Here is a 20,407-nt window from a genome sequence, read left to right on the forward strand (position 1 = left end):
GAATGAGCATGACCCCCGAACAGGCGGCCTGGTTCCGCGACACGTTCACGCGACTCGTCGACAACGTCGACCTGGCCCTGATGGGCAAGCGTGAGGTCGTCGGCCTGGTGCTGGCCGCCATGCTCGCCGAAGGCCACGTCCTGCTGGAGGACGCCCCCGGCACCGGCAAGACGAGCCTCGCGAAGGCCCTGGCCGCCAGCGTGCAGGGCTCGTCCACCCGCATCCAGTTCACGCCCGACCTGCTGCCTTCCGACGTGACCGGTGTCACGATCTACGACCAGCAGAACCACAAGTTCGAGTTCCACAAGGGGCCCGTCTTCGCGTCGATCGTGCTCGCCGACGAGATCAACCGTGCCTCGCCGAAGACGCAGTCCGCGCTCCTCGAGGTCATGGAGGAGTCGCGGGTGACGGTCGACGGTGTGCCCCACGAGGTGGGTCGCCCGTTCCTCGTGATCGCGACGCAGAACCCCATCGAACAGGCGGGCACGTACAAGCTGCCCGAGGCCCAGCTCGACCGCTTCATGATCAAGACGTCGATCGGCTACCCGTCGCTCGCCGTCGCCGAGCGGATCCTCGCCGGCGAGGTGGATCGCAACCCGTCGTCGAAGCTCAGCCCCGTCATCACGACGAAGGCCGTCGCCGACATGGCGGACCTCGCCGCGACCGTCCACGTCGACCCCGCTGTCGCGCGCTATGCGGCGCAGCTGGTCGAGGCCACCCGCGCGTCCGATGACACCAAGCTCGGCGTCTCGGTTCGTGGCGCCATCTCGATGATGCGCATGGCGCGTGTCGTCGCGGCATCCCAGGGCCGTCACTACGTCATCCCTGACGACGTCAAGGCGCTCGCGGCACCCGTGTGGACCCACCGCATCATCCTCGACCCCGAGGCCGAATTCTCGGGCACCACGTCCGAGTCGATCATCGAACGCGCACTCGGTCAGATCGAAGCTCCCCTGGCACGGGCGTCCGCCTGATGACCATGACGCCGGAGGCAGTCGCCGAAGCGCCGGACGCGCCCGGCCCCTCCGGCGCGCCCGACGATGCCGCCGAGGACGCGCCGCAGCTCGCGCCTCGTGAGGCGACGCGGTGGGAGAAGCTGCGGGAGGATGCCGGGGTGTGGGCGCGTCGCGTCCGCGCCCGGGCGGCGATCATCGCCGAAGTCATCCAGGTCACCGGCTGGGTGGTCATCGGCATCGCCCTCATTCTCTGGATCACGGCGTTCGCCCTCGGGTGGCAGGAGGCTCTCGTCGCGGCGATCGTGGCGACCGTCCTCGCCCTTCTCTGCGTCGCGTTCCTCTTCGGCCGCACCGCGTACGAGGTCGACCTCGACCTCACACGCACCCGCGTCGTCGTGGGCGAGCGCGCCGTCGGTGCGCTGAAGCTCGCCAACCGGACGTCGCGTTCCCTCCTTCCGGCCGAGATCGTCCTCCCCGTCGGATCCGGCCGAGGCCTCTTCCAGGTCCCGCGTCTGCAGTCGGGGGAGGAGCACGAAGAGCTCTTCGCCATCCCCACCACCCACCGCGGCGTGCTCGCGGTCGGTCCCGTGAGCGTGCTCCGCGGCGACCCGCTCGGCCTCTTCGAGCGCACCCACGACCGCCGCCAGGCCGTCGACCTGTTCGTCCACCCGCGGACGGTTCCGCTGGAAGGCCTCTCCCTCGGTCAGATGCGCGACCTCGAGGGTCTCCCCGACCAGCACCTCGCTCGCGACGACGTCTCGTTCCACGCCCTCCGCGACTACCAGCCGGGCGACGACCTCCGCCACGTGCACTGGAAGTCGACGGCCCGCACCGGCACCCTCATGGTCCGCGAGTACGAGCAGACCCGCCGGTCGCACTTCGTCGTCGCTCTCTCCACCCACCCGGGCGAGTACCGCGACGCTGCGGAGTTCGAGACCGCGATCTCCGTCGCCGGGTCCATCGGACTCCGCGCGCTCCGCGATTCCCGCACGCTCGACGTCCGCACGTCGGCGGGCAAGATGCGCGCCCAGACCGGACGCCGCTACCTCGACTCGCTCGCCGCGCTGGAGACCACCAAGCCCCGCGACGGCGGAATCGTGGCCCTCGCCGGCATCCTGGCTGCGCATTCGCCGGATGCCGCCGTCGCCGTCCTCCTGTGCGGTTCCACCGTCGACGCGGGCCAGCTCCGGCTCGCCTGCGCGCGCGTGCCGTTCGGTGTCCGCACCCTCGCGGTCATCGCGGACTCCCGTCTCGACTCTCCGGTGCTCCGCCGCGTGGGCGACGCGGACGTCGTCGCGCTCGGTGACCTCGACCAGCTCCCGAACGCGATGCGCAAGGTCCTCTCATGAAGCGTCTGGCTTTCCTGCTGCTGCCCGGTGCGTCCTGGCGCCGTCTCGTGGCCGACGTCGGTGCTGTCGTCCTCCTCCTCACCGTCGGCATCGTCGGATTCGCGGCGACCTTCGACGGTCCGGCGTACCTCGTCGCCGCGATCGGCGCCCTCGTCCTCGGACTCGCGCTCGCGTGGGTCGGCGCGCGGTGGCGATGGGGCATCCTCTCGGTCGCCGGCGCGACGGTCGCCGTGTACTTCGTCTTCGGCGGGGTGCTCGCCCTCCCGCACACGAGCTTCCTCGGTTTCGTGCCGACGCTCGAGACCTGGCGTCAGCTGGCGGTCGGCATCGTCACGTCGTGGAAGGACCTGCTCACCACGGTGCCGCCGGTCGCTCCCGGTGACGGGCACCTGATCGTGCCGTTCCTCATGACCCTCCTGGCCACGGTCCTGACGGCGTCGCTCGCCCTTCGCCTCCGCCGCGCGGCGTGGGCGCTGATCCCGGCGTCGCTCTACATCGCCGGCGAGATCTTGATGGGCACCGCGCAGGCCGTCGCTCCCCTCGTACAGGGTGCCTTGTTCGTCATCGTCGCCGTGGTGTGGCTGTCGCTTCGCACCATGTGGAGCCCCGAGCACACCGCGGTCGAGGCGGCGACCCCCGGAGCGGATGCCTCGCGCGCCGCGCGGCTGCGCCGCCTCGTCTCGGGGGGCATTGTCCTCGCCCTGGCCACGGGAGCCGGTGCCGCCGTCGCGGCCACCGCGGCACCGCCGACGCAGCGGTACATCCTCCGCGACTTCGTCGTCCCGCCTTTCGACATCCACGACTACGCGAGCCCGCTGCAGGCGTGGCGCAAGTACGTCCGCGACTTCAAGACCGAACCGTTGTTCACCGTCACGGGGCTCCCGAAGGACGGACGCGTGCGCCTCGCCACGATGGACTCCTACGACGGCGTCGTCTACAACGTCGCTGAGGACGGCGCCGGGTCGTCGAGTGCGTTCACCTCGATCCGCTCGAACATGTCGCCGCAGGCGACGGGCGACGAGACGAAGGTCCGCATCGACATCGAGAACCTCCAGGGGGTCTGGCTCCCGTCTGTGGGATCCGCGCGCGACATCACTTTCGCCGGGGACCGCGCGACCGACCTCCGGCGCGGAGCGCACTTCAACGACGCGACCGGCACCGCCGTCGTCACGTCGGGAGTGCAGTCGGGTGACGCGTACACGATCGACACGATCGTCCCCATCGTCCCCGAGGACGAGCAGCTCGCAGACACTCCGTTCGCGCCCCTGAAGATGCCGAAGCAGAGCGGCATCCCGCAGTCGCTCAGCGAGCTCGCCTCGAACGCGACGGAAGACGCGGAGACGCCGATCGACCAGGCGCGCGCGCTCCAGAGCTACCTGCAGACCGAGGGGTACTTCAGTCACGGTCTCGCCGACGACGTGTACTCGCCGTCCGGACACGGCGCCGCCCGCATCACCACGCTCGTCTCGAACGAGCAGATGGTCGGCGACGACGAGCAGTACGCCGTCACGATGGCGCTCATGGCGATCCAGCTCGGCATGCCCGCGCGTGTCGTCATGGGATGGCACCCCGATGAGGGTGAGAAGGATGCCGGTGGCGTCTTCACCGCGACGGGCGAGAACATGCACGCCTGGGTCGAGATCGCCTTCGAGGGCAAGGGCTGGGTCCCGTTCGACCCGACGCCCGACGAGGACAACGAGCCGAGCCAGCAGAACACGAAGCCGCGCGCCAACCCGAAGCCGCAGGTGCTGCAGCCGCCGCCGCCCGCGCAGGAGCCGGCCGAGTTGCCGCCCGCACTGGCCGAGGAGCGGGACCAGGACGACGAGAAGGACGCCAATCTCGACTGGCTCGGCCCGGTGTTGCTGTGGACCGCTGGCGGCCTGGGCACGATCCTCCTGCTCATGTCGCCGTTCCTCATCATCGGTGGGATCAAGGCCTCCCGACGCACCCGACGCCTCCGCGCGGAACGCACCGCCGACCGAGTGTCGGGTGGGTGGGACGAGCTCGTCGACCGTGCGGTCGACTACCGGGTCGCGGTTCCCGCGGGATCCACCCGCGCCGAGAGCGCGAGCGTCGTCGGTGAGGCATTCGACGGCGCCCGTGTCGCGACGCTCGCCCAGCAGGCCGACGCCGACGTGTACGGCCCCGGCGACCCGAGCCCCGAGGACGTCGACAACTTCTGGCGCGAGGTCGATGTCATCGTCGCCAGCATGGCGGGCGGCGCGACGTTCTGGCAGCGCTTGCGGGCTCGCTTGAGCCTGCGGTCACTGCGCCGGACCAGCACGAACCGTTGGGTGCGACGGCGATGACCGAGCGCTCCCCCGCGACGATGCGCCACCGCGTCCTCGCCGTCGTCGTCGATTCCGCGATCGGCGGTGCCGTCGTCGCGGTGGTGTCAGGTGTCGTCGTGACGCTGTCGGTCCTGACTGCGGGCGCCGTGTCGCTGTTCGCTCTCCTGCCCGCCGTGTCCACGGCGTCCGTCGTCTGGTTCCTCCTCCACACGGCGATGCAGGGCGCACGGGGGTCGATCGGCATGCGGTTCATGGGGCTGCGCCTCGAGCACGCGGCCGACGACGCTGGTCTCGGCTTCGGCCGCGCCCTTGGACGCAACCTCGTCTGGGCCCTGACCGGCAGTGTCATCGTCGGCTTCTTCTCGCCTCTCTTCGACGCGTCGCGGTGGCGGCGGGGGTGGCACGACCTCGCCGTCGGTGCCGTCATGACCGACGCCGTCCCCGTTGCCGCACCGCGCCGGCCCGCTCCGATCGAGCGCGTCCCGGTGGCCGCGGTGGCCGTCTCCGCGCCGCCCGTACCGGTGGTCGAACGCGTCGCATCCGTGCCGGCCGCCGCTCCCGCACCCTCGCTGGCCCCGGTCGTCACCACCGCCCCGGCGGCACCGGTCGTCATCGCCGACCCCGAGCCGAAGGACGAGTCGCGGCCCGATCCGGCCTGGGCGCCGGCCTCCGTCTCCCCGAGCCGCGGCATCCCACGGACACTGCCGGTCGACGTGATCTCGACCATTCCGGGCGTGCCGCACCGCGACGGCCGGCCGGCATCGGTCGAGCAGGTCGCTCCTCCCGTGATCGCGATCCTCCGATGGGATGACGGAACCCGCCACACGGTCTACGACGCCAGCCTCTTCGGGCGCGGTCCCGGCCAGCAGGAGGGACGGCGGAGCGTTCCCGTCCGCGACGAGACCCTGTCGCTGTCCAAGACCCACTTCGAGATCCGTGCCGACGAGCAGGGCTCGTGGGTCGTTGACCGGCATTCGCTCAACGGCGTGGTGATTGTCCGCGGCGGACAGCCGCAGCGCCTCCTGCCCGGTCAGCCCGCCCGCATCTGGTCGGGCGACGTGCTCGAACTCGGCGATCGGCGACTGACCGTCGAGAGCGCCCGATGACCGCGATCGATGTGCAGGCGGGCGCCGCGACGCATCCGGGCCTTCGCCGTCGCGTCAACGAGGATTCTCACCTGTCGGACTACCCGCTCTTCCTCGTCGCCGACGGCATGGGCGGGCACGACGCCGGGGCCGCGGCGAGCGCCGCCGTCGTCGCCGAGTTCCGTTCTCTCGTCGGTCAGGACTCCGTCGGCATCGAGGGGATGCGGCGGGCCCTGGCCCGCGCCCGCACCGCGGTCGATCGCATCGGGCACGCGGGGCGCGCTGCGGGCACGACGCTCACCGGTGTCGCGGTCACCGAGGTCGGCGGTCACGGCTACTGGCTCGCGATCAACGTTGGCGACTCCCGCACGTACCGCTTCGCGGACGGTGAGCTCGAGCAGATCAGCGTGGACCATTCCGTGGTCCAGGAGCTCATCGACGCCGGCCAGCTGACGGGCGAAGCGGCGGGTCACGACTCGCGGCGTAACGAGATCACGCGGGCGATCGGTGCGGGCAGCGGCGGCGAGGCCGACTTCTGGCTCGTCGCCGCAGAACCCGGCGACCGCATGCTCATCTGCTCGGACGGACTGTCGGGCGAGGTCCCCGAGGAACGCATCAGCGGCATCCTCCGCGACGTCGTCGACCCTCAGGAAGCTGCCACCCGCCTCGTTCATGAGGCGATGCTCCACGGCGGACGCGACAACATCACGGCTGTTGTGGTCGATGCGGTCCGCGTGGCGGGGCAAGATGATGATGCGTACGACACCTCGCCCGCTCGGGGCGCGTCGTATGCCGATGAAGACACACGGCCGCGTGCAGCGGCAGGAGGAGACGTCTGATGCGCGCAGTGCGATATCGGCCGGACGGCAACGCGGAGGCCTGGCGCGCGGCCGTGACCGGATCAGCGCTCGCGGTGCTGCCGCCGGCTGTCACACCGCACGCCGTCGAGGGAGTCTGGCGCCGCCTCGAGAGCGGCGGCATCGGAGCGGTGCTCGAGTCGCTCACGGGCGCTTTCGGTACCTCGCTCGCGGCGATCCCGCCGTTCGGGCTCGCTGTCGCGGAAGGCGACGGAGTCCGGGTCGCGGTCCGCGGACCCGTGACCCTCGTCGTCGAGACCACGGGCGGCGTCGAGGCCGTCTCTGGTGCCGGAGTGGCGACGTGGACCGAACGGTTCCTGTCGGGCGCCACGCGCGTGAGCGTCGATCTCGGGACGGGCACGGATGCCGACATGCTGCCCATCGAGTCGGGCGTCGTCCTTGCCGCCGAGATCGTGTTCGACCTGGCCGACCGGGAGGCCACTGCTGCAGCGAGTCCTGCTGCTGCTGCACCGGCTCCTGCTCCCGAGCCTGTCGCGGTCGCCGAGCCCGTCGCGTCCGCGCCTGAGCCCGTCGCAGAGGCCGAGCCGGAGGAGGGGCCTTCCGCCGAGCCCGAATCCGCTGTCGAGGCGGAACCCGTCGTCGACTCCGTCGCACCCGCGGCGGAAGCCGAGGCCGACGCGGACCCGTCCGAGGAGCTCGGCGAGACCATCGCGTCGTCGCGCACCCTCGCGAAGGAGCCTGAACGCGAACCCGAGCCGGAGCCCGACGCGTTCGGTCTCGTCACCGGGGTGCCGCCCATCCATACGCTCGGCGGATCGCCCGTGTCCGCCCCGGTGCGGGAGCACCGCGAACGCGAGGGGCTTGCTCCGACCGATCATGCGGAGACGATCGCCGGCATCGACGAGGACCCCGTGCTGGGGGCCACGATCGCGAGCCCTCGGACGGCTGCGCAGGGCACGGCACCGGTCCCGGCGCTGCCGCCGTTCGTCCCGCCGCACCTGTCCGTTCCGCCCGTGCCGCCGCTGCCCGAGTCGTCCGAGCTCGGCGATCACGACGGCGCCACGGTGTCGGTCGCCGAGGCGCGGGCGATGCGCGCGGCATCCGCTTTCGACTCGATCGACGACGTCCCGCCGCGGAGCCCCTCCCGCGGGCGCATCCGTCTCGGCGACGGTCGCGTCGTGGAACTGGAGCGCACCGTCATCATCGGTCGCCGCCCGCGATCGACCCGGCCTGCGGAGAACGATCTGCCGACGCTCGTCGCCGTCGACGGACCGCAGCACGACATCTCGCGCAACCACGTCGAGATCCGCGCCGAGGGTGAGCACGTGCTCGCCGTCGACCTCGCGAGCACCAACGGAACCGTCCTCCTCCGTGGTGGACACGACCCGGTCCGGCTGCACCCCAATGAGCCGACGATGGTCATCGACGCCGACGTGCTCGACCTCGGCGACGGCGTCACCGTGACCTTCGAGGATCTTCCGTGAGCTCGAAGCGCGCGCCCGCGGCTCCGCCGCAGCTGCCCGGGTTCTCCTACGTCCAGGTGCTCGGCTCCGGCGGCTTCGCCGACGTCTATCTGTACGAGCAGGCGCTGCCGCGTCGCCGCGTCGCCGTCAAGGTGCTCCTCGCCGACAAGATGTCGGGCGGCCTGGCGGAACAGTTCCAGGCTGAGGCGAACGTCATGGCGATGCTCTCGACGCATCCGGCCATCGTCACGATCTATCAGGCCGGCGTCGCCGAAGACGGCCGGTCGTACCTCGTCATGGAGTACTGCTCCAAGCCGAACCTTCAGGTGCGGGCCCGGTCGGCTCCCATCTCGGTCGCCGAGGCGCTGCGCGTCGGCATCCAGGTCGCCGCCGCCGTCGAGACGGCGCACCGCGCCGGCATCCTCCACCGCGACATCAAGCCCGCCAACATCCTCGTCACCGAGTACAACCGACCCGCGCTCACCGACTTCGGCATCGCGACCACTGCGGACGGCGTCGACCCGTCGGCGGGTATGTCGATCCCGTGGTCCCCGCCCGAGTCCTTCGCGGACACGCCCGACTTCACAGTCCGCTCCGACGTCTGGGCCCTCGCGGCGACGGTCTACAACCTGCTCGCCGGCCGGTCCCCGTTCGAGGTGCCCGGTGGCCGCAACGGCGGCGCGGATCTGATCCGCCGTATCGAGTCCGAGCCGCTCGCCCGCCTCGAGCGCGCCGACGTTCCCGCCTCGCTCTTCCAGGTGCTCGAGCGCTCGATGGCGAAGCGACCGGGCGACCGGTACGAGTCCGCCGTCGCCTTCGCGCGCGCCCTGCAGAAGGTGCAGATCGAGCTCGCCCACTCGGTCACCCCGATCGACATCCTCGATGACTCCCCGCCGGTCGAGGACGAGGAGCAGGACGGCGAGCTCACTCGCGTCCGCGGCATCGTCAGCATCGACCCGCACACCGCCCCCGCCGCGGGACCGACGTGGGAGCGCTCGGCGCTCGCCGCCGGTTTCGGCACCGGAGTGGATGCCACGGGTCGCCGGGACACCTCCGCGTGGGCACCGGGGGCGGCGGCGCCCGCCCCGGCATCCGATCCCGGAACTGACGCCACCATGATGCGCCCGCCGACGGCGATCCCGCCGTCGGCGCCTGTGACGACCGCCGCCGACGAGGGCACGATCGTCCGCGGGCCGCAGCGCATCACGACCGGCCCGGCGACCCCGCCGACCGCACCGCTCTCCGAGGCGCAGACCGCCGGGACCCCGACCGGACACACCGCGCCGCCGGCGAAGTCCCGCAGGGGTCTGTGGATCGGGCTCATCGCCGCCGCGGTCGTCGCCGTCCTGGTGATCGGCGCCGTCGTCATCGCGTCGCTGCTGACTCCGCCCGAGACGGAAACGGGACCGCAGCCGACGACTTCGGCTGCCCCTCCGAAGCCGCAGGACCCCGTCTCGGAGTTCATCGCGGCGCCGAAGGAGGGTGCGAGCCGCATCCAGAACGGCAACGCGATCTTCCAGTGGATCAACCCCGATCCGCAGCAGGGCGACACGTACCTCTGGCAGCAGGTTCGACTCGACGGCGGCGAGGCGACGTCAGCGAACGTCCGGACCGCTGAGGTGTCGGTGCCGCTCAATGGAGACACGCAGGTCTGCATCGACGTCAGTGTGCGACGCGAGAACGGCGCGACGAGCGACCCGCTGCGCATCTGCGCGACGTCCTGATCGAACGGTCAGCTCCGGTCGAGCACCTTCACGATGACCGACCGGCGGCGGAGTTCGGCGACCGTCCGGGTCTCTTCGTGCGCGTCGCGGCCGAGCGCCTTCACGTCCGTCACGACGAGGACGTCGCCGGCTCCGAGACGTCCGAACAGGCGGGTGAGTCGTTCCTCCCACGTCTCGCCGATGTCGGGGGCGGGATGCCGGAATCCCTCGATCGGCACACCGAACCGAGCGAGCGCCTCGCGCTGGGCGACGATGCTGGGCATGTCGGGTCGTGACACCACGAGGCCCACGAGCCGCGAACCCGCGGGGAGCGCGTGCCACCACTCGGGGCTGGGCTGGAGGGCCGCGAAGCCGGGGGCATCCGCCGTCGGGTCGTCGGGGATCGCGATCGTGCGCGACTCGGCGTAGTCTCCGGGCGCCGGTTCGTCCGCGCGTGCGTCCACTGTGATCTCCTCCGCGAGCGATGACGCGGTCAGCGCCGTCGCACTCCATTGTGTCCGATCGCCCCATTCTGTCCGACCGTGCCGAGGGCGGAAGCCGCGAGCACGGATTCGGGCATCGATGCAACCCGTGTGTCTTGCGGCTCCCGTCGGAGTACCGTCCCGGGCATGACCTTCAACCCGAACGCGGATGTGCGGGGTAAGAGCGCGACCCGCGGCGGCAGTCGCGGCCCGATCATCGCCGGCGGCGCCGGCGTCGGAGTCGTCGGCATCGCCGTGCTGCTCATCTCGCTCTTCACCGGCCAAGACCTCAGCGGCTTCCTGGGCGGCTCGCCCGGTGCCGGCTCCAGTGGTGAGGGGACCGCTCTCGAAGGCTGCGCGACGGGCAGCGATGCCAACAACGACGATTCCTGCCGGCTCGACGCCGGCGAAGAGGTCATCAATTCGTACTGGGAGAAGGAGCTCTCGGGCTACCAGGCGCCCGATCTCCGGCTGGTCGACGGGCAGCAGCAGACGCCGTGCGGCACGGCATCCAATCAGACCGGTCCGTTCTACTGCCCCACCGATCAGACGGTCTACATCGACCCGACGTTCTGGTCGATCCTGCGCAGCCAGCTCGGCGCCGAGGGCGGCGACCTCGCGCAGCTGTACGTGCTGGCCCACGAGTACGGACACCACGTGCAGCACCTGGAGGGTGTCTTCGAGGATCACCCGCGCGACGGTACCGGTGAGGACAGCAACTCCGTCCGCACCGAACTGCAGGCCGACTGCTACGCGGGAGCGTGGACGGCGAAGGCGCCCGAGCAGAAGGACTCGAACGGTCAGTCGTATCTGATGACGCCCACTCAGGCTCAGATCGACGACGCGCTCTCGGCCGCAGCCGCCGTCGGCGACGACCACATCCAGCAGCAGTCGGGTCAGGTCAACCCGGAGAGCTGGACACACGGCTCGAGTGAGCAGCGGCAGAGGTGGTTCATGACCGGATACCGTGAAGGTCGCACCGCGTGCGACACGTTCGCGGTCTCCGGAAGGGACCTATGAAGACGCAGACCCGACTCGACGGCATCCTGTACCCGAAGATCAAGCCGCACCGCACGGGCGAGCTGCTCGTCGGCGACGGCCAGCGCGTGTACTGGGAGGAGTCGGGCAACCCCGACGGCAAGCCGGTCGTGTTCCTGCACGGGGGCCCCGGGGCGGGCACCTCGCCCTGGCACCGCCGATTCTTCGATCCCGAGCGCTACCGCATCATCCTCATGGATCAGCGTGGATGCGGTCGCAGCACGCCCCACGTGAGCGAACCCGACGCCGACCTCCGTCACAACACGACGTGGCACCTCGTCGCCGACCTCGAACTGCTCCGGAAGAACCTCGGCATCGAGACGTGGCAGGTGTTCGGAGGATCGTGGGGGAGCGCACTCGCACTCGCCTATGCCGAGACGCACCCGGAGTCGGTGTCGGAACTCGTCCTGCGGGGAGCCTTCACGCTCCGCCGCCACGAGCTCGAGTGGTTCTACGAGGGGGGCGCGGCCGCCGTCTTCCCCGACCTGTGGGAGAAGTTCCTCGAGCCGGTCCCCGTGTCGGAGCGCTCGCACATGATCGACGCCTACCACCGGCTGCTGTTCGACCCGGACCCCGCCGTGCACGTACCGGCGGCCGTCGCGTGGACGACGTGGGAGGCATCCACTCTCACGCTCCACCCCGACCCCAAGCTGGTCGCATCGATGCTGGGGGATGCCCGGGCCACCGCTTTCGCCCGCATCGAGAACCACTTCTTCGTCAACAAGGGGTGGTTCGAAGACGACCAGCTCATCACCGGGGTCGACGCGATCCGTGGCATCCCGACCGTCATCGTGCAGGGCCGCTACGACATGTGCACGCCGATGATGACGGCCTGGGACCTGCATCGGGCGCTCCCCGAGGCGGAATTCGTCGTCGTGGACGACGCCGGTCACTCGGCAAGCGAGCCGGGTATCGCGGCGGCCCTCCGGAGGGCGACCGACCGCTTCGCAGCTTCCTGAGAGAGCCGACTGCTAGGCTGAAGGAGTTGCGGCGCCTTTCCTGGTGCCCCTCGCGTCGTAGAACGCATCATCCGCTGCCGATCCACAGATCGTCGCTGGCGACCATTCTCACGGCGAACCCGTCTGCGCATTCGCACTCGGGACACCGATCCGGGCGAACACGCCCGAGTTAGTTCTCTCATGACTGAACCCACGTTCGGCACGCTCGGCGTGCCCGCTCCCCTCATCGCCGCGCTCGCCGCGGACGGCAAGACCACTCCGTTCCCGATCCAGATCGACACGCTCCCCGACACGCTCGCCGGTCGCGACGTGCTCGGCCGCGGGCGTACCGGCTCGGGCAAGACGCTCGCCTTCTCGATCCCCATGGTCGCCCGTCTCGGGCAGGAGCTCGCCGGCGGCAACCGCCGCCGCGGACGCATCCTCGGCCTGGTCCTGGCTCCGACCCGTGAGCTCGCGACGCAGATCGACCGCGTCCTCGCACCGCTCGCTGCGGCCTACGGCATGAAGACCGCGACGGTCTTCGGCGGTGTCAACCAGAACCGGCAGGTCGAGGCCATCCGCGCCGGCGCCGACATCGTCGTGGCCTGCCCGGGCCGTCTCGAGGACCTCATGCAGCAGAAGCTCGTGAGCCTGGATGCCGTCGAGATCACCGTCATCGACGAGGCCGACCACATGGCCGACCTCGGCTTCCTGCCGGGTGTCACCCGCATCCTGAACGCGACGCCCCAGGGCTCGCAGCGCATGCTGTTCAGCGCCACGCTCGACAACGGCGTGGACAAGCTGGTCAGCCGCTTCCTCCAGAACGAAGTGCTGCACTCGGTCGACGAGGCGCACTCGCCCGTCACGGCGATGACCCACCACGTGTTCCACGTGCCCGGCTCCGACGAAAAGAAGGAGCTCGTGCGCTTCCTCGCCTCGGGCACCGGTCGCCGCATCCTGTTCCTGCGCACCAAGCACGCCGCCAAGAAGCTCGCGAAGCAGCTGACATCGCAGGGCATCCCCTCGGTCGACCTGCACGGCAACCTGTCGCAGCCGCAGCGTGACCGCAACCTCGCAGCCTTCTCGGCCGGCACGGCCCGCGTGCTCGTTGCGACCGACGTCGCCGCCCGCGGTGTGCACGTCGACGCCGTCGAGCTCGTCGTCCACGTCGACCCGCCCATGGAGCACAAGGCGTACCTGCACCGTTCGGGCCGCACCGCCCGCGCCGGCGCCGAGGGCGCCGTCGTCACGATCGTGCTTCCCGAGCAGCGTCGCGACGTCGATTCGCTGCTGCGCAAGGCCGCGATCTCCGTCACGCCCGAGACCGTGACCGCGGCATCCCCGTCGGTCGTCGAACTCGTCGGCCAGGTCGCCGCGCACGTCACGCCGGCACCCGAGCAGCCGCAGGTTCGCGGCGGCGGGCAGAGCCAGGGCGCCAACGCGCAGCGCAAGCGCGCCGCCCGTGAAGGCCAGGGCGACCGCGGTCGTTCGGGTCAGGGTGGTGGCGGCCGTGGCCGTGGCCAGGGCCGCAGCACCGATGCGCCGCGTCGCGACGCGCAGCCGACTCGCGGGGCCGGACACGCCTCGGGCGGTCAGACCGCGGCGCAGGGCGCCCCGAAATCCGCTCCGACCGGCGGCGCGCGTCGCACCGGTCGCCGTGCGACCGGTGGCGGTCTGAGCGTCGGATCGGTCGTGCGCCAGAACGGCGCAGGTCGCCGCGCTGGTCGCTGACCTCGCCGTCTCATCGAGAGCCGCATCCCTCCTCGGGGTGCGGCTCTCGGCGTTTCCGCGTGTGATTTCGGGGAGGACGGCTCAGCCCGCGGCATCCATCAACGGATCGATGACGGCGCCGGTGACCTTGATGACCCGGCCGGAGATCGACGCGATGCGGAACACGGTCGCCTGCGGCGGCGTGGAGACGTCGAGGGGGAGGATGACGACCTCGACCTGGTAGTCGCCGAGTGTCAGAAAGCCGTGTCCGGGCGCGTCGGCGACGACGGTGTACGTCCTGGCGCGCACGCGCGCCGGGTCTGCTCCCGACCGCGGGGAATGCCCGGGGTCGCGGGAGCGGGGGAAGATGCGACGCAGCGCCGGCGGCGGGAGGCCGGATGTCGGTCCGCCCTTCACCCGCAGCGGGAACAGGGCGAGCACCTGCCCGACGAACAGCTCGATGACGCCGTCGGAACCCGCGGATCGCGCGCTGTCATCGCGCGCCGGGGTCATGCCGACTCGGAACGCAGTTCGTGGTCGTAGAGCGTCTCAGCCGAGGCGACCTCGAGCGCACGGCGGAGCTGGGTGCTGGAGGTGTGGGCCGTGTACGGGAAGTACACGACCTCGACTCCCACCTCGGCGAACTCGCGCTCGAGGCGGTTGCCCTTCTCGGTGCCGCGCCAGTCGTCGCCCTTGAAGAAGTGCGTGAAGCCGACCTCCCGCCACACGGCGAGCTTGTCGGGCACCCGCTCGATGTGAACGTGATCGACGAAGCGGATGCCGCGGACGATGTCCGCGCGTTCCGCTGTCGGGATGAACGGGTCGACGCCCTTCACCTCGTGCAGCATTTCGTCGCTGACCACCCCGGCGACGAGCATGTCGCAGTGATTCCTCGCGTGGCGAAGGATGTTCAGGTGTCCCACGTGGAACAGATCGAACGCCCCCGCGGCATAGCCGATACGCACAGTCATAGCGAGCTCCCCAGCTTGCTAAATCGAGCCCCAACTCGAATCAGGCCCCCAAAGCCCGATTCCTGGACACTACACCACGGTGGGCGCGAGCGTCACTGCGGGGTGCGTGGGCGGTACTCGAGGTAGCGGAATCCCGTGCCGCCGGCGGCCATGCCGATCCCGCGCGCGGCGAGCCGAGCGCCTCGCGCCCGGTGCACCGTGGAGCGCGTGACGGCCCCGATGGCCCAGCGTCCGACGCCCGCCAGGGCGCGCGCGAGGCCGACCGCCAGCCAGCGGAGCCGGCGTCGGAGTGTGCGGACCGCCCCATCTGCAAGCCGGATGTCGCTGCGGGCCGTCGTCGTGCCGACGCGGAACGCGCGGCGCAGCACCCACGACGGCGTGGCGCGATCAGCCGGCACGTGATCGATGACGACAGCCCGCGGGGCGGCGACGATGCGTGCGCCGCGCCGTGTCAGCGCGGACGTGAAGTGGATGTCCTCGCCGCCCGTGCGGCCGAACTCCTCGTCGAAGCGGATGCCTGTCGAGCGGAGGATCGAGACGTCGATCAGGAGGTTGTTGGTGGGGGCCGCCGGCATCCGCTCGCCATCGGCGAACCGGACCCGACGGAAGAAACCACCCGCGACGATCCACTCAGCGGGAGGGACGTCGAACTCGGACTCCACGCGACCCGACACGAGATCGGCGGTGCCGGCCGACCACGGCGAGACCAGCGCCTGCAGCCATCCCGGCGCGGGCACTTCGTCGTCGTCGATGAAGACCAGAGCGTCGGCCCCCCGCGTGATCGCTTCGTCGAGGGCGCTGTTGCGGACCGCGGCCAGGCCGGGCCGCGGCTCGAGTCGGTAGTGGGCCCGGGCTGCTGCGGCGGCGTCCGCGGCGGTCCCCGCCGGGTCGTTGTCGATCACGACGACATCCACCTGCGCCGGGATGTCGTGGCGCTGTCCCGCGAGGGCGGTCAGGAGTCGAGCGAGGCGGTCGGGGCGTCGGTACGACGGGACCGCGATCAGAATGCTCGTGTCCGGCCCGATCATGCGTCTCCTCGTCGGGCCCGGACGGCCCGCGCGAACGCGTCGCGATGGCGGATGCCGACGAGCGACCACCCGCGATCGTCGAGCTGCGGCGCGGTCGCCGGGGGCGCGGCCGCCGTCTGCGAAAACCGTTCGAGATCGTCGGCCGTGAGGTCGCCGTCGAACATCGAGACCCAGCCTTCCCCGACTTCGATCGCGAGTGCCTCGTTCACCTCGTTGCGGGGAACGAGCACGGGCCGGCCGAGGGAGAGCGCCGCGAGCGCCGTTCCCGAATTGTGCATGAACCGGTAGGGCAGCACGATTCCCGCGGCGGACAGGACGGCCCGGGCGAAGTCCTCCTCGGAGAGATACCGGAGGTCGAGGGAGATGCGTTCGTCAGCCGAGGCGAGCGTGCGGATCTCGTCGGCGAGCTCGCCTGTCGACGGGTTGCCCGCGATCCGGAGCGTCCAGTCCGCGAGGCCGGGCGAGGTCTCGCCGAAGCGTGCGATGAGCGACTCGACGCCTTTGTACCGCCGGACGAGCCCGACGAAGCCGAGCGAGCGCGGGACGGCGGGCGTCGGTGGGACGAACGCGAACCAGTCGCGGTAGTGGCCGTGGGGGATCACCGCCGACGGGATGCCGGGGCGGACCGGAGTCGACTCGTTGAGGCGGATGTGGAAGTCGGCACGACGGTCGATCCAGCGGAGGAGGAGGCGCTCCCAGCGGGAGTCCACGTCGGGGAGCTCGACGTTGTGGAGGGTGCGCACGATAGCTGTACGAGTGAGGCGCAGGCGCGCGATGAGCAGCGTGCCGAAGAGTCGGCGCACGAACTTCTTGGCGGGGGTGGCGCCTCCGAAAAGGGTCTCCGGCCAGTGGAAATGCAGAGCGTCGTACCTGCCCACCAATGCCGTCCGACGGTCGAAGCGCAGGTGCTCCAATCCCGGTGCCGCGGCCAGCGCGGCATCGAGCATGTGGACGTAGGGATTGGACGTCGCGCGCGGCGCGCCGAAGGACTGCATCACTCGCAGGCGGTCACCGGTCGACATGACGGACAGTCTGGCAGGTCGACGGACCCCCTATGCTCAGTCGCGGGGACGATGCATCTGGTCGGGGGATGGGGCATACGACGATGAGTACATTCGGGGATTCGTACAGTCGGTTGGCGGCAGCGCAAAAGGGCCACGCCCGGGGAGCGCCCGCCTACTCGGTGTACGTGAACAGGCGGATCGGCCGGGTCATGGCGGCCGCCGCGCACCAGTGGGGGATCACCCCCGACGGTGCGACGGGCATCAGCGCGCTGCACACGTTCGGTGCGCTCGTCCTTCTGGTGGTCGGCCCGGCGCAGTGGTGGACGGGATGCCTCGTGGCCCTCCTCCTCGTGCTCGGATACGCCTGGGACTCGGCGGACGGACAGCTCGCACGCCTCCGCGGCGGCGGGAGCCTCGCGGGCGAGTGGCTCGACCATTTCGTGGACGCCTTCAAGACGGCATCCCTGCATCTCTGCGTCTTGGTCGCGCTCTGGTGGCACACCGATCTGCGTGACACGCTCTGGCTGATCGTGCCGCTCGCGTACTGCGTGATCGCCGTCGTGACATTCTTCGGGATGCTTCTCAACGACCTGCTGAAGGGCAAGAAGGGCGTCGACTCGACGCACGCCCGCGGCGGTGGCACGGCGCTGCGGTCGACGATCCTGCTCCCGACCGACTTCGGGCTCCTGTGCCTCGTCTTCGTGCTGTGGGGATTCCCGCCGGCCTTCCTGACCGTCTACACGCTTCTCATGATCGCGAACGGCGTCTTCCTGGCCGCGGCCGCCGTGAAGTGGCATCGGGAGATCCGCGCACTGGAGGTCGCGGCCCCGTGATCCCGCGCACGGCAGTAGTGATCGTGAACTACGGCGCCATCGGGATCCTGGAACCCAATGCGGCGAACGTCTCCCCGCCCGGCGGGGGGTTCGTCGTGGTGGTGGACTGCTTCAGCTCAGCCAGCGAGCGTCAGCGCGTCGAGGCTGCGTGCGCGCGTCACGGGTGGGTCCCCGTGATGCTTGCCGAGAACGCCGGGTTCGGCGGCGGCACGAACGCGGGTGCGGTTGCCGCCCTGCAACGCGGAGCCGAAGTCATCGTCGGGCTCAACCCCGACGCGACGATCGATCCCGACAGTCTCGTCCAGCTGGCTCGGACCGCCGCCGAGGATCCGAGCGCACTCGTATCGCCGACCATCGTCGACGGTGCCGGCGGTGTCTGGTTCGGCGGGAGCGATCTGTACCTCGATGACGGCTCGATCGCCGGCATCCGGCGTCGGGTGGAGCGAACGGGTCGACCGCGACACGAGTGGGCGACGGGGGCCTGCTTCGCGATGTCCGCCGAGCTGTGGGAACGTCTGGGCGGGTTCGACGAGGAGTACTTCCTCTACTGGGAGGACGTCGACCTGTCGCGCCGGGTGCTCGACCTCGGCGGGTCTCTCCGCACCCTCGCCGCGACGGCGGTCCACGATGAGGGGCAGACCCACGTCGACGCGGTGCGCGGGCGCGCCAAATCCGAGACGTACTACTACCACAACATCCGGAACCGGCTGCTCTACGCAGCCAAGCACGGGGATGCCGAGACGATCAGACGGTGGTGGCGGGCGACGCCCCGCGTCTCGTGGCAGATCCTGATGCAAGGCGGCCGCGCGCAGCTGCGCACCGTCGCCCCGTGGCGCGCTCTGCTGCGCGGCATCCGCGACGGACGCCGCGCCCTCCGCTCAGCGTCGGTGCGGTAGCGCTCGTTCAGGCGTTCTGCGCCGCCGCGCGGAGACGTTCCACCGCGGAACGCCACGTGTGGCGTGCGGCTGTCGCGTCGCGGACCGCGGCATCCGGGCGCCTTCCCCACGCGCCGTCGATCGCCGCGGCGATGCTCTCGCGGGGAGCCGACGGGGCGACGAAGTGCGCGTACGAGCCGACCGTCTCACGGAAGACGGGGATGTCGCTCGCGAGGAGCGGCGCTCCGAACCAGGCCGCCTCCACGGCGGGAAGCCCGAAACCCTCGTCGAGACTCAGGCTGATGACGAGGGATGCCTGGGCGTAGAGCCAGGCGACCTCCTCGTCGGGCAGCGACCCCAAGAAGACCACGCGGCCCTCGGTGACGGCGGCTCGCACGTCGTCGGGCACGTCTGTGCTCACACCGGAGTGCGCCGTTCCCCCCACGATGTACAGCGGAGTCCGCGGCGTGATCGACGACGCGAGCCGGGCGCCACCGATGATCGCCGCGAGATTCTTCCGCACGTTCAACCGGCCGACGGTGACGGCGAACTCGGATGAGGCGGGCACGGCATCCGGCCGCTGCGGCTCCGCGCTCGTCAGGGCCGAGGGGATGCCGAGCCCCACGGCGACGGGGGACAGGCGCGGAGCGAGACGCGAGATCCGTCTCGCTTCCGTCTCGCTGGATGTCGTGACGACCGCGGCCCGCCGCGCCCAAGGCAGCATGGGGGCGAAGTAGAGCCGCTCCCGGCGGGAGAACCACTCCGGGTTGTCGTGGAACATCGCGTCGTGCACGAACGCGACGGATCGCCCGGCCCTCGGTGCGTAGTTGTGGACCACGCTCACGTCGGCGCGGGACGCTCGCGCGAGGCGCGGCAGCTGCCACCGGTTGGCCAGGGAGTGCGGCCACAGGCTCGTGCGGACGACCTCCGCGCCTGCGGGGACATCGGACGCGTCGGCATCCTTCCGAAGCGCGAGGACGATCTCGTCGTCCGGGAAAGCGTCGGCCCAGGCCTGGATGAATTCCCGCTGGACCGTCCGGTTGGCTCCCGGTCCCCGGGCCCACCAGAAGGCATCGAACATCACTCGCATAGTCCCCCCCGGGGTCATCCTACGAGCACCGCTCGGGGTTCTCGGAACACAACACTTGCGCCGGGGGCCGGGAGGACGTATGTTGTGCACGATCCTGCTGGGGGTGGGATCTCTCGTTGGGGAACGAGAATCGACTTGGGGGTCGGGGTTTTTCGTGGGGACAAATGATGCTTGGCGTTTCATGCGCCGGCCGCAGCTCGGAGCGGTGCTCGCGCTTTCTGGCGCGGCCCTCCTGACAGGCTGCAGTGCCGTGACGATCGCCGAACCGGCGGCCGTCCACGCTCCGGCGAGCGCTTCGCCGACACCGATCGACGCGGATGCGCCTGCTCCGCAGCCGACCGAAGAGGCGGATGCTCCGACGAAGGCGCCCGACGCCGAGGTCGAGACGGGCTCCCTGGACGGCCCGATCGACCTGTCCACGGGGCTCGTCGTCGAGCTCGAGTCCGTGTCGTCGACCACCGTCGAGGCCGCGACTCCGGGCGAAGTGTCCGGGTCGGCCGTCGTGGTCCGCGTGATCGCGCGCAACGACTCGCGGAAGGCCGCGGATCTCGACTCCGCCGTCGTCACGCTCACGGCAGCCGACGGGGAGTACGGCGTCGGCACGACCGCGGGGCCGAACAAGCCCCTCGCCGGTGAACTCGAGCCGGGGTCCTCGGCGACCGGTTCCTATGTCTTCATGCTCGACCGGGCGGCCAACCGCGCCGTGACCGTGAGCGTCAACTACTCGGCGGGACAGCCTGTCGCCGAATTCTCGGGAAAGACGGACTGATGAT

19 protein-coding genes are annotated in these 20,407 nt (G+C 70.8%); 13 read left to right on the forward strand and 6 right to left on the reverse strand.

What is annotated here, in order from left to right:
- The first annotated feature begins 2 nt into the window (after positions 1-2).
- From MO1_RS00495 to MO1_RS00525, 7 genes are read left to right on the forward strand one after another with little or no spacing between them, the layout of a single operon-like run.
- Positions 3-974, forward strand: a complete 972-nt coding sequence (locus tag MO1_RS00495; protein ID WP_036310870.1) for an AAA family ATPase — start codon at positions 3-5, stop codon at positions 972-974.
- The gene (locus tag MO1_RS00500) at positions 974-2,305 is read left to right on the forward strand and encodes a DUF58 domain-containing protein (protein ID WP_036310868.1); all 1,332 of its coding nucleotides are present in this window, start codon (positions 974-976) and stop codon (positions 2,303-2,305) included. The genes MO1_RS00495 and MO1_RS00500 overlap by 1 nt, the downstream gene beginning before the upstream one ends.
- Positions 2,302-4,614, forward strand: coding sequence for a transglutaminase TgpA family protein (locus tag MO1_RS00505; protein ID WP_060914908.1), 2,313 nt, complete (start codon positions 2,302-2,304; stop codon positions 4,612-4,614). The genes MO1_RS00500 and MO1_RS00505 overlap by 4 nt, the downstream gene beginning before the upstream one ends.
- Entirely contained in the window at positions 4,611-5,702 is a 1,092-nt protein-coding gene (locus tag MO1_RS00510) for an RDD family protein (protein WP_157526331.1), read from the forward strand. Before MO1_RS00505 ends, MO1_RS00510 begins: the two co-directional genes overlap by 4 nt.
- On the forward strand, positions 5,699-6,520 hold the full coding sequence (locus MO1_RS00515) for a PP2C family protein-serine/threonine phosphatase (RefSeq protein WP_060914910.1): 822 nt from the start codon (positions 5,699-5,701) through the stop codon (positions 6,518-6,520). The genes MO1_RS00510 and MO1_RS00515 overlap by 4 nt, the downstream gene beginning before the upstream one ends.
- On the forward strand, positions 6,520-7,983 hold the full coding sequence (locus MO1_RS00520; protein ID WP_060914911.1) for an FHA domain-containing protein: 1,464 nt from the start codon (positions 6,520-6,522) through the stop codon (positions 7,981-7,983). Before MO1_RS00515 ends, MO1_RS00520 begins: the two co-directional genes overlap by 1 nt.
- On the forward strand, positions 7,980-9,686 hold the full coding sequence (locus MO1_RS00525) for a serine/threonine-protein kinase (protein ID WP_060914912.1): 1,707 nt from the start codon (positions 7,980-7,982) through the stop codon (positions 9,684-9,686). Before MO1_RS00520 ends, MO1_RS00525 begins: the two co-directional genes overlap by 4 nt.
- An 8-nt stretch (positions 9,687-9,694) precedes the next feature.
- Here MO1_RS00525 and MO1_RS00530 read toward each other — a convergent pair whose 3' ends face one another.
- Positions 9,695-10,129 carry a recombinase family protein gene (locus MO1_RS00530; protein WP_036310858.1) on the reverse strand — a complete coding sequence of 145 codons (435 nt, stop codon included), beginning with the start codon at positions 10,127-10,129 and terminating at the stop codon, positions 9,695-9,697.
- Between the two features lie 165 nt (positions 10,130-10,294).
- On the opposite strand from MO1_RS00530, the gene ypfJ reads away from it, so the two are divergent.
- The 3 genes from ypfJ to MO1_RS00545 all read left to right on the forward strand — a co-directional run bounded on the left by ypfJ (position 10,295) and on the right by MO1_RS00545 (position 13,854).
- A complete protein-coding gene (ypfJ, locus tag MO1_RS00535) occupies positions 10,295-11,167 on the forward strand; it encodes a KPN_02809 family neutral zinc metallopeptidase (RefSeq protein ID WP_060914913.1) in 873 nt (290 codons plus the stop codon).
- Positions 11,164-12,144: a prolyl aminopeptidase gene (gene pip, locus MO1_RS00540; protein ID WP_060914914.1), complete on the forward strand. Its 981-nt coding sequence runs from the start codon at positions 11,164-11,166 to the stop codon at positions 12,142-12,144. The genes ypfJ and pip overlap by 4 nt, the downstream gene beginning before the upstream one ends.
- A 180-nt stretch (positions 12,145-12,324) precedes the next feature.
- Positions 12,325-13,854 (forward strand): DEAD/DEAH box helicase, encoded by a 1,530-nt coding sequence (locus tag MO1_RS00545; RefSeq protein WP_036310850.1) that lies wholly within the window; start codon positions 12,325-12,327, stop codon positions 13,852-13,854.
- A gap of 81 nt (positions 13,855-13,935) precedes the next feature.
- Here the strand turns inward: MO1_RS00545 and MO1_RS00550 are convergent, their stop codons facing one another.
- The 4 genes from MO1_RS00550 to MO1_RS00565 all read right to left on the reverse strand — a co-directional run bounded on the left by MO1_RS00550 (position 13,936) and on the right by MO1_RS00565 (position 16,854).
- Positions 13,936-14,346 (reverse strand): hypothetical protein, encoded by a 411-nt coding sequence (locus MO1_RS00550; RefSeq protein WP_036310848.1) that lies wholly within the window; start codon positions 14,344-14,346, stop codon positions 13,936-13,938.
- The gene (locus tag MO1_RS00555; RefSeq protein ID WP_036310845.1) at positions 14,343-14,804 is read right to left on the reverse strand and encodes an FAD synthase family protein; all 462 of its coding nucleotides are present in this window, start codon (positions 14,802-14,804) and stop codon (positions 14,343-14,345) included. Before MO1_RS00555 ends, MO1_RS00550 begins: the two co-directional genes overlap by 4 nt.
- 92 nt (positions 14,805-14,896) lie before the next feature.
- Positions 14,897-15,832 (reverse strand): glycosyltransferase family 2 protein, encoded by a 936-nt coding sequence (locus MO1_RS00560; RefSeq protein ID WP_060914915.1) that lies wholly within the window; start codon positions 15,830-15,832, stop codon positions 14,897-14,899.
- Complete coding sequence (locus MO1_RS00565; protein ID WP_036310840.1) at positions 15,829-16,854, reverse strand: glycosyltransferase family protein; 1,026 nt, start codon at positions 16,852-16,854, stop codon at positions 15,829-15,831. The genes MO1_RS00560 and MO1_RS00565 overlap by 4 nt, the downstream gene beginning before the upstream one ends.
- Positions 16,855-16,937: 83 nt before the next feature.
- Here MO1_RS00565 and MO1_RS00570 point away from each other — a divergent pair, with 83 nt between their 5' ends.
- Together MO1_RS00570 and MO1_RS00575 are read left to right on the forward strand one after the other, a co-directional pair.
- A complete protein-coding gene (locus MO1_RS00570) occupies positions 16,938-17,669 on the forward strand; it encodes a CDP-alcohol phosphatidyltransferase family protein (protein ID WP_095996050.1) in 732 nt (243 codons plus the stop codon).
- Positions 17,666-18,565: a glycosyltransferase family 2 protein gene (locus MO1_RS00575; protein ID WP_052009425.1), complete on the forward strand. Its 900-nt coding sequence runs from the start codon at positions 17,666-17,668 to the stop codon at positions 18,563-18,565. Before MO1_RS00570 ends, MO1_RS00575 begins: the two co-directional genes overlap by 4 nt.
- A gap of 7 nt (positions 18,566-18,572) precedes the next feature.
- Here MO1_RS00575 and MO1_RS00580 read toward each other — a convergent pair whose 3' ends face one another.
- Complete coding sequence (locus MO1_RS00580) at positions 18,573-19,625, reverse strand: glycosyltransferase family 4 protein (protein WP_060914917.1); 1,053 nt, start codon at positions 19,623-19,625, stop codon at positions 18,573-18,575.
- Between the two features lie 190 nt (positions 19,626-19,815).
- On the opposite strand from MO1_RS00580, the gene MO1_RS00585 reads away from it, so the two are divergent.
- Complete coding sequence (locus MO1_RS00585; protein ID WP_060914918.1) at positions 19,816-20,403, forward strand: hypothetical protein; 588 nt, start codon at positions 19,816-19,818, stop codon at positions 20,401-20,403.
- Positions 20,404-20,407: the final 4 nt, after the last annotated feature.

Source organism: Microbacterium oleivorans NBRC 103075 (genome assembly GCF_001552475.1).
Taxonomy (GTDB): Bacteria; Actinomycetota; Actinomycetes; order Actinomycetales; family Microbacteriaceae; genus Microbacterium; species Microbacterium oleivorans.

Coding starts and splice junctions, on each gene's coding strand:
- pip (WP_060914914.1), top strand. CDS start 11,164: ATGAAGACGCAGACCCGACTCGACGGCATCCTGTACCCGAAGATCAAG.
- MO1_RS00520 (WP_060914911.1), top strand. CDS start 6,520: ATGCGCGCAGTGCGATATCGGCCGGACGGCAACGCGGAGGCCTGGCGC.
- MO1_RS00555 (WP_036310845.1), bottom strand. CDS start 14,804: ATGACTGTGCGTATCGGCTATGCCGCGGGGGCGTTCGATCTGTTCCAC.
- MO1_RS00495 (WP_036310870.1), top strand. CDS start 3: ATGAGCATGACCCCCGAACAGGCGGCCTGGTTCCGCGACACGTTCACG.
- MO1_RS00550 (WP_036310848.1), bottom strand. CDS start 14,346: ATGACCCCGGCGCGCGATGACAGCGCGCGATCCGCGGGTTCCGACGGC.
- MO1_RS00585 (WP_060914918.1), top strand. CDS start 19,816: ATGCGCCGGCCGCAGCTCGGAGCGGTGCTCGCGCTTTCTGGCGCGGCC.
- MO1_RS00500 (WP_036310868.1), top strand. CDS start 974: ATGACCATGACGCCGGAGGCAGTCGCCGAAGCGCCGGACGCGCCCGGC.
- MO1_RS00560 (WP_060914915.1), bottom strand. CDS start 15,832: ATGATCGGGCCGGACACGAGCATTCTGATCGCGGTCCCGTCGTACCGA.
- MO1_RS00565 (WP_036310840.1), bottom strand. CDS start 16,854: ATGTCGACCGGTGACCGCCTGCGAGTGATGCAGTCCTTCGGCGCGCCG.
- MO1_RS00505 (WP_060914908.1), top strand. CDS start 2,302: ATGAAGCGTCTGGCTTTCCTGCTGCTGCCCGGTGCGTCCTGGCGCCGT.
- MO1_RS00515 (WP_060914910.1), top strand. CDS start 5,699: ATGACCGCGATCGATGTGCAGGCGGGCGCCGCGACGCATCCGGGCCTT.
- MO1_RS00545 (WP_036310850.1), top strand. CDS start 12,325: ATGACTGAACCCACGTTCGGCACGCTCGGCGTGCCCGCTCCCCTCATC.
- MO1_RS00580 (WP_060914917.1), bottom strand. CDS start 19,625: ATGTTCGATGCCTTCTGGTGGGCCCGGGGACCGGGAGCCAACCGGACG.
- ypfJ (WP_060914913.1), top strand. CDS start 10,295: ATGACCTTCAACCCGAACGCGGATGTGCGGGGTAAGAGCGCGACCCGC.
- MO1_RS00570 (WP_095996050.1), top strand. CDS start 16,938: ATGAGTACATTCGGGGATTCGTACAGTCGGTTGGCGGCAGCGCAAAAG.
- MO1_RS00510 (WP_157526331.1), top strand. CDS start 4,611: ATGACCGAGCGCTCCCCCGCGACGATGCGCCACCGCGTCCTCGCCGTC.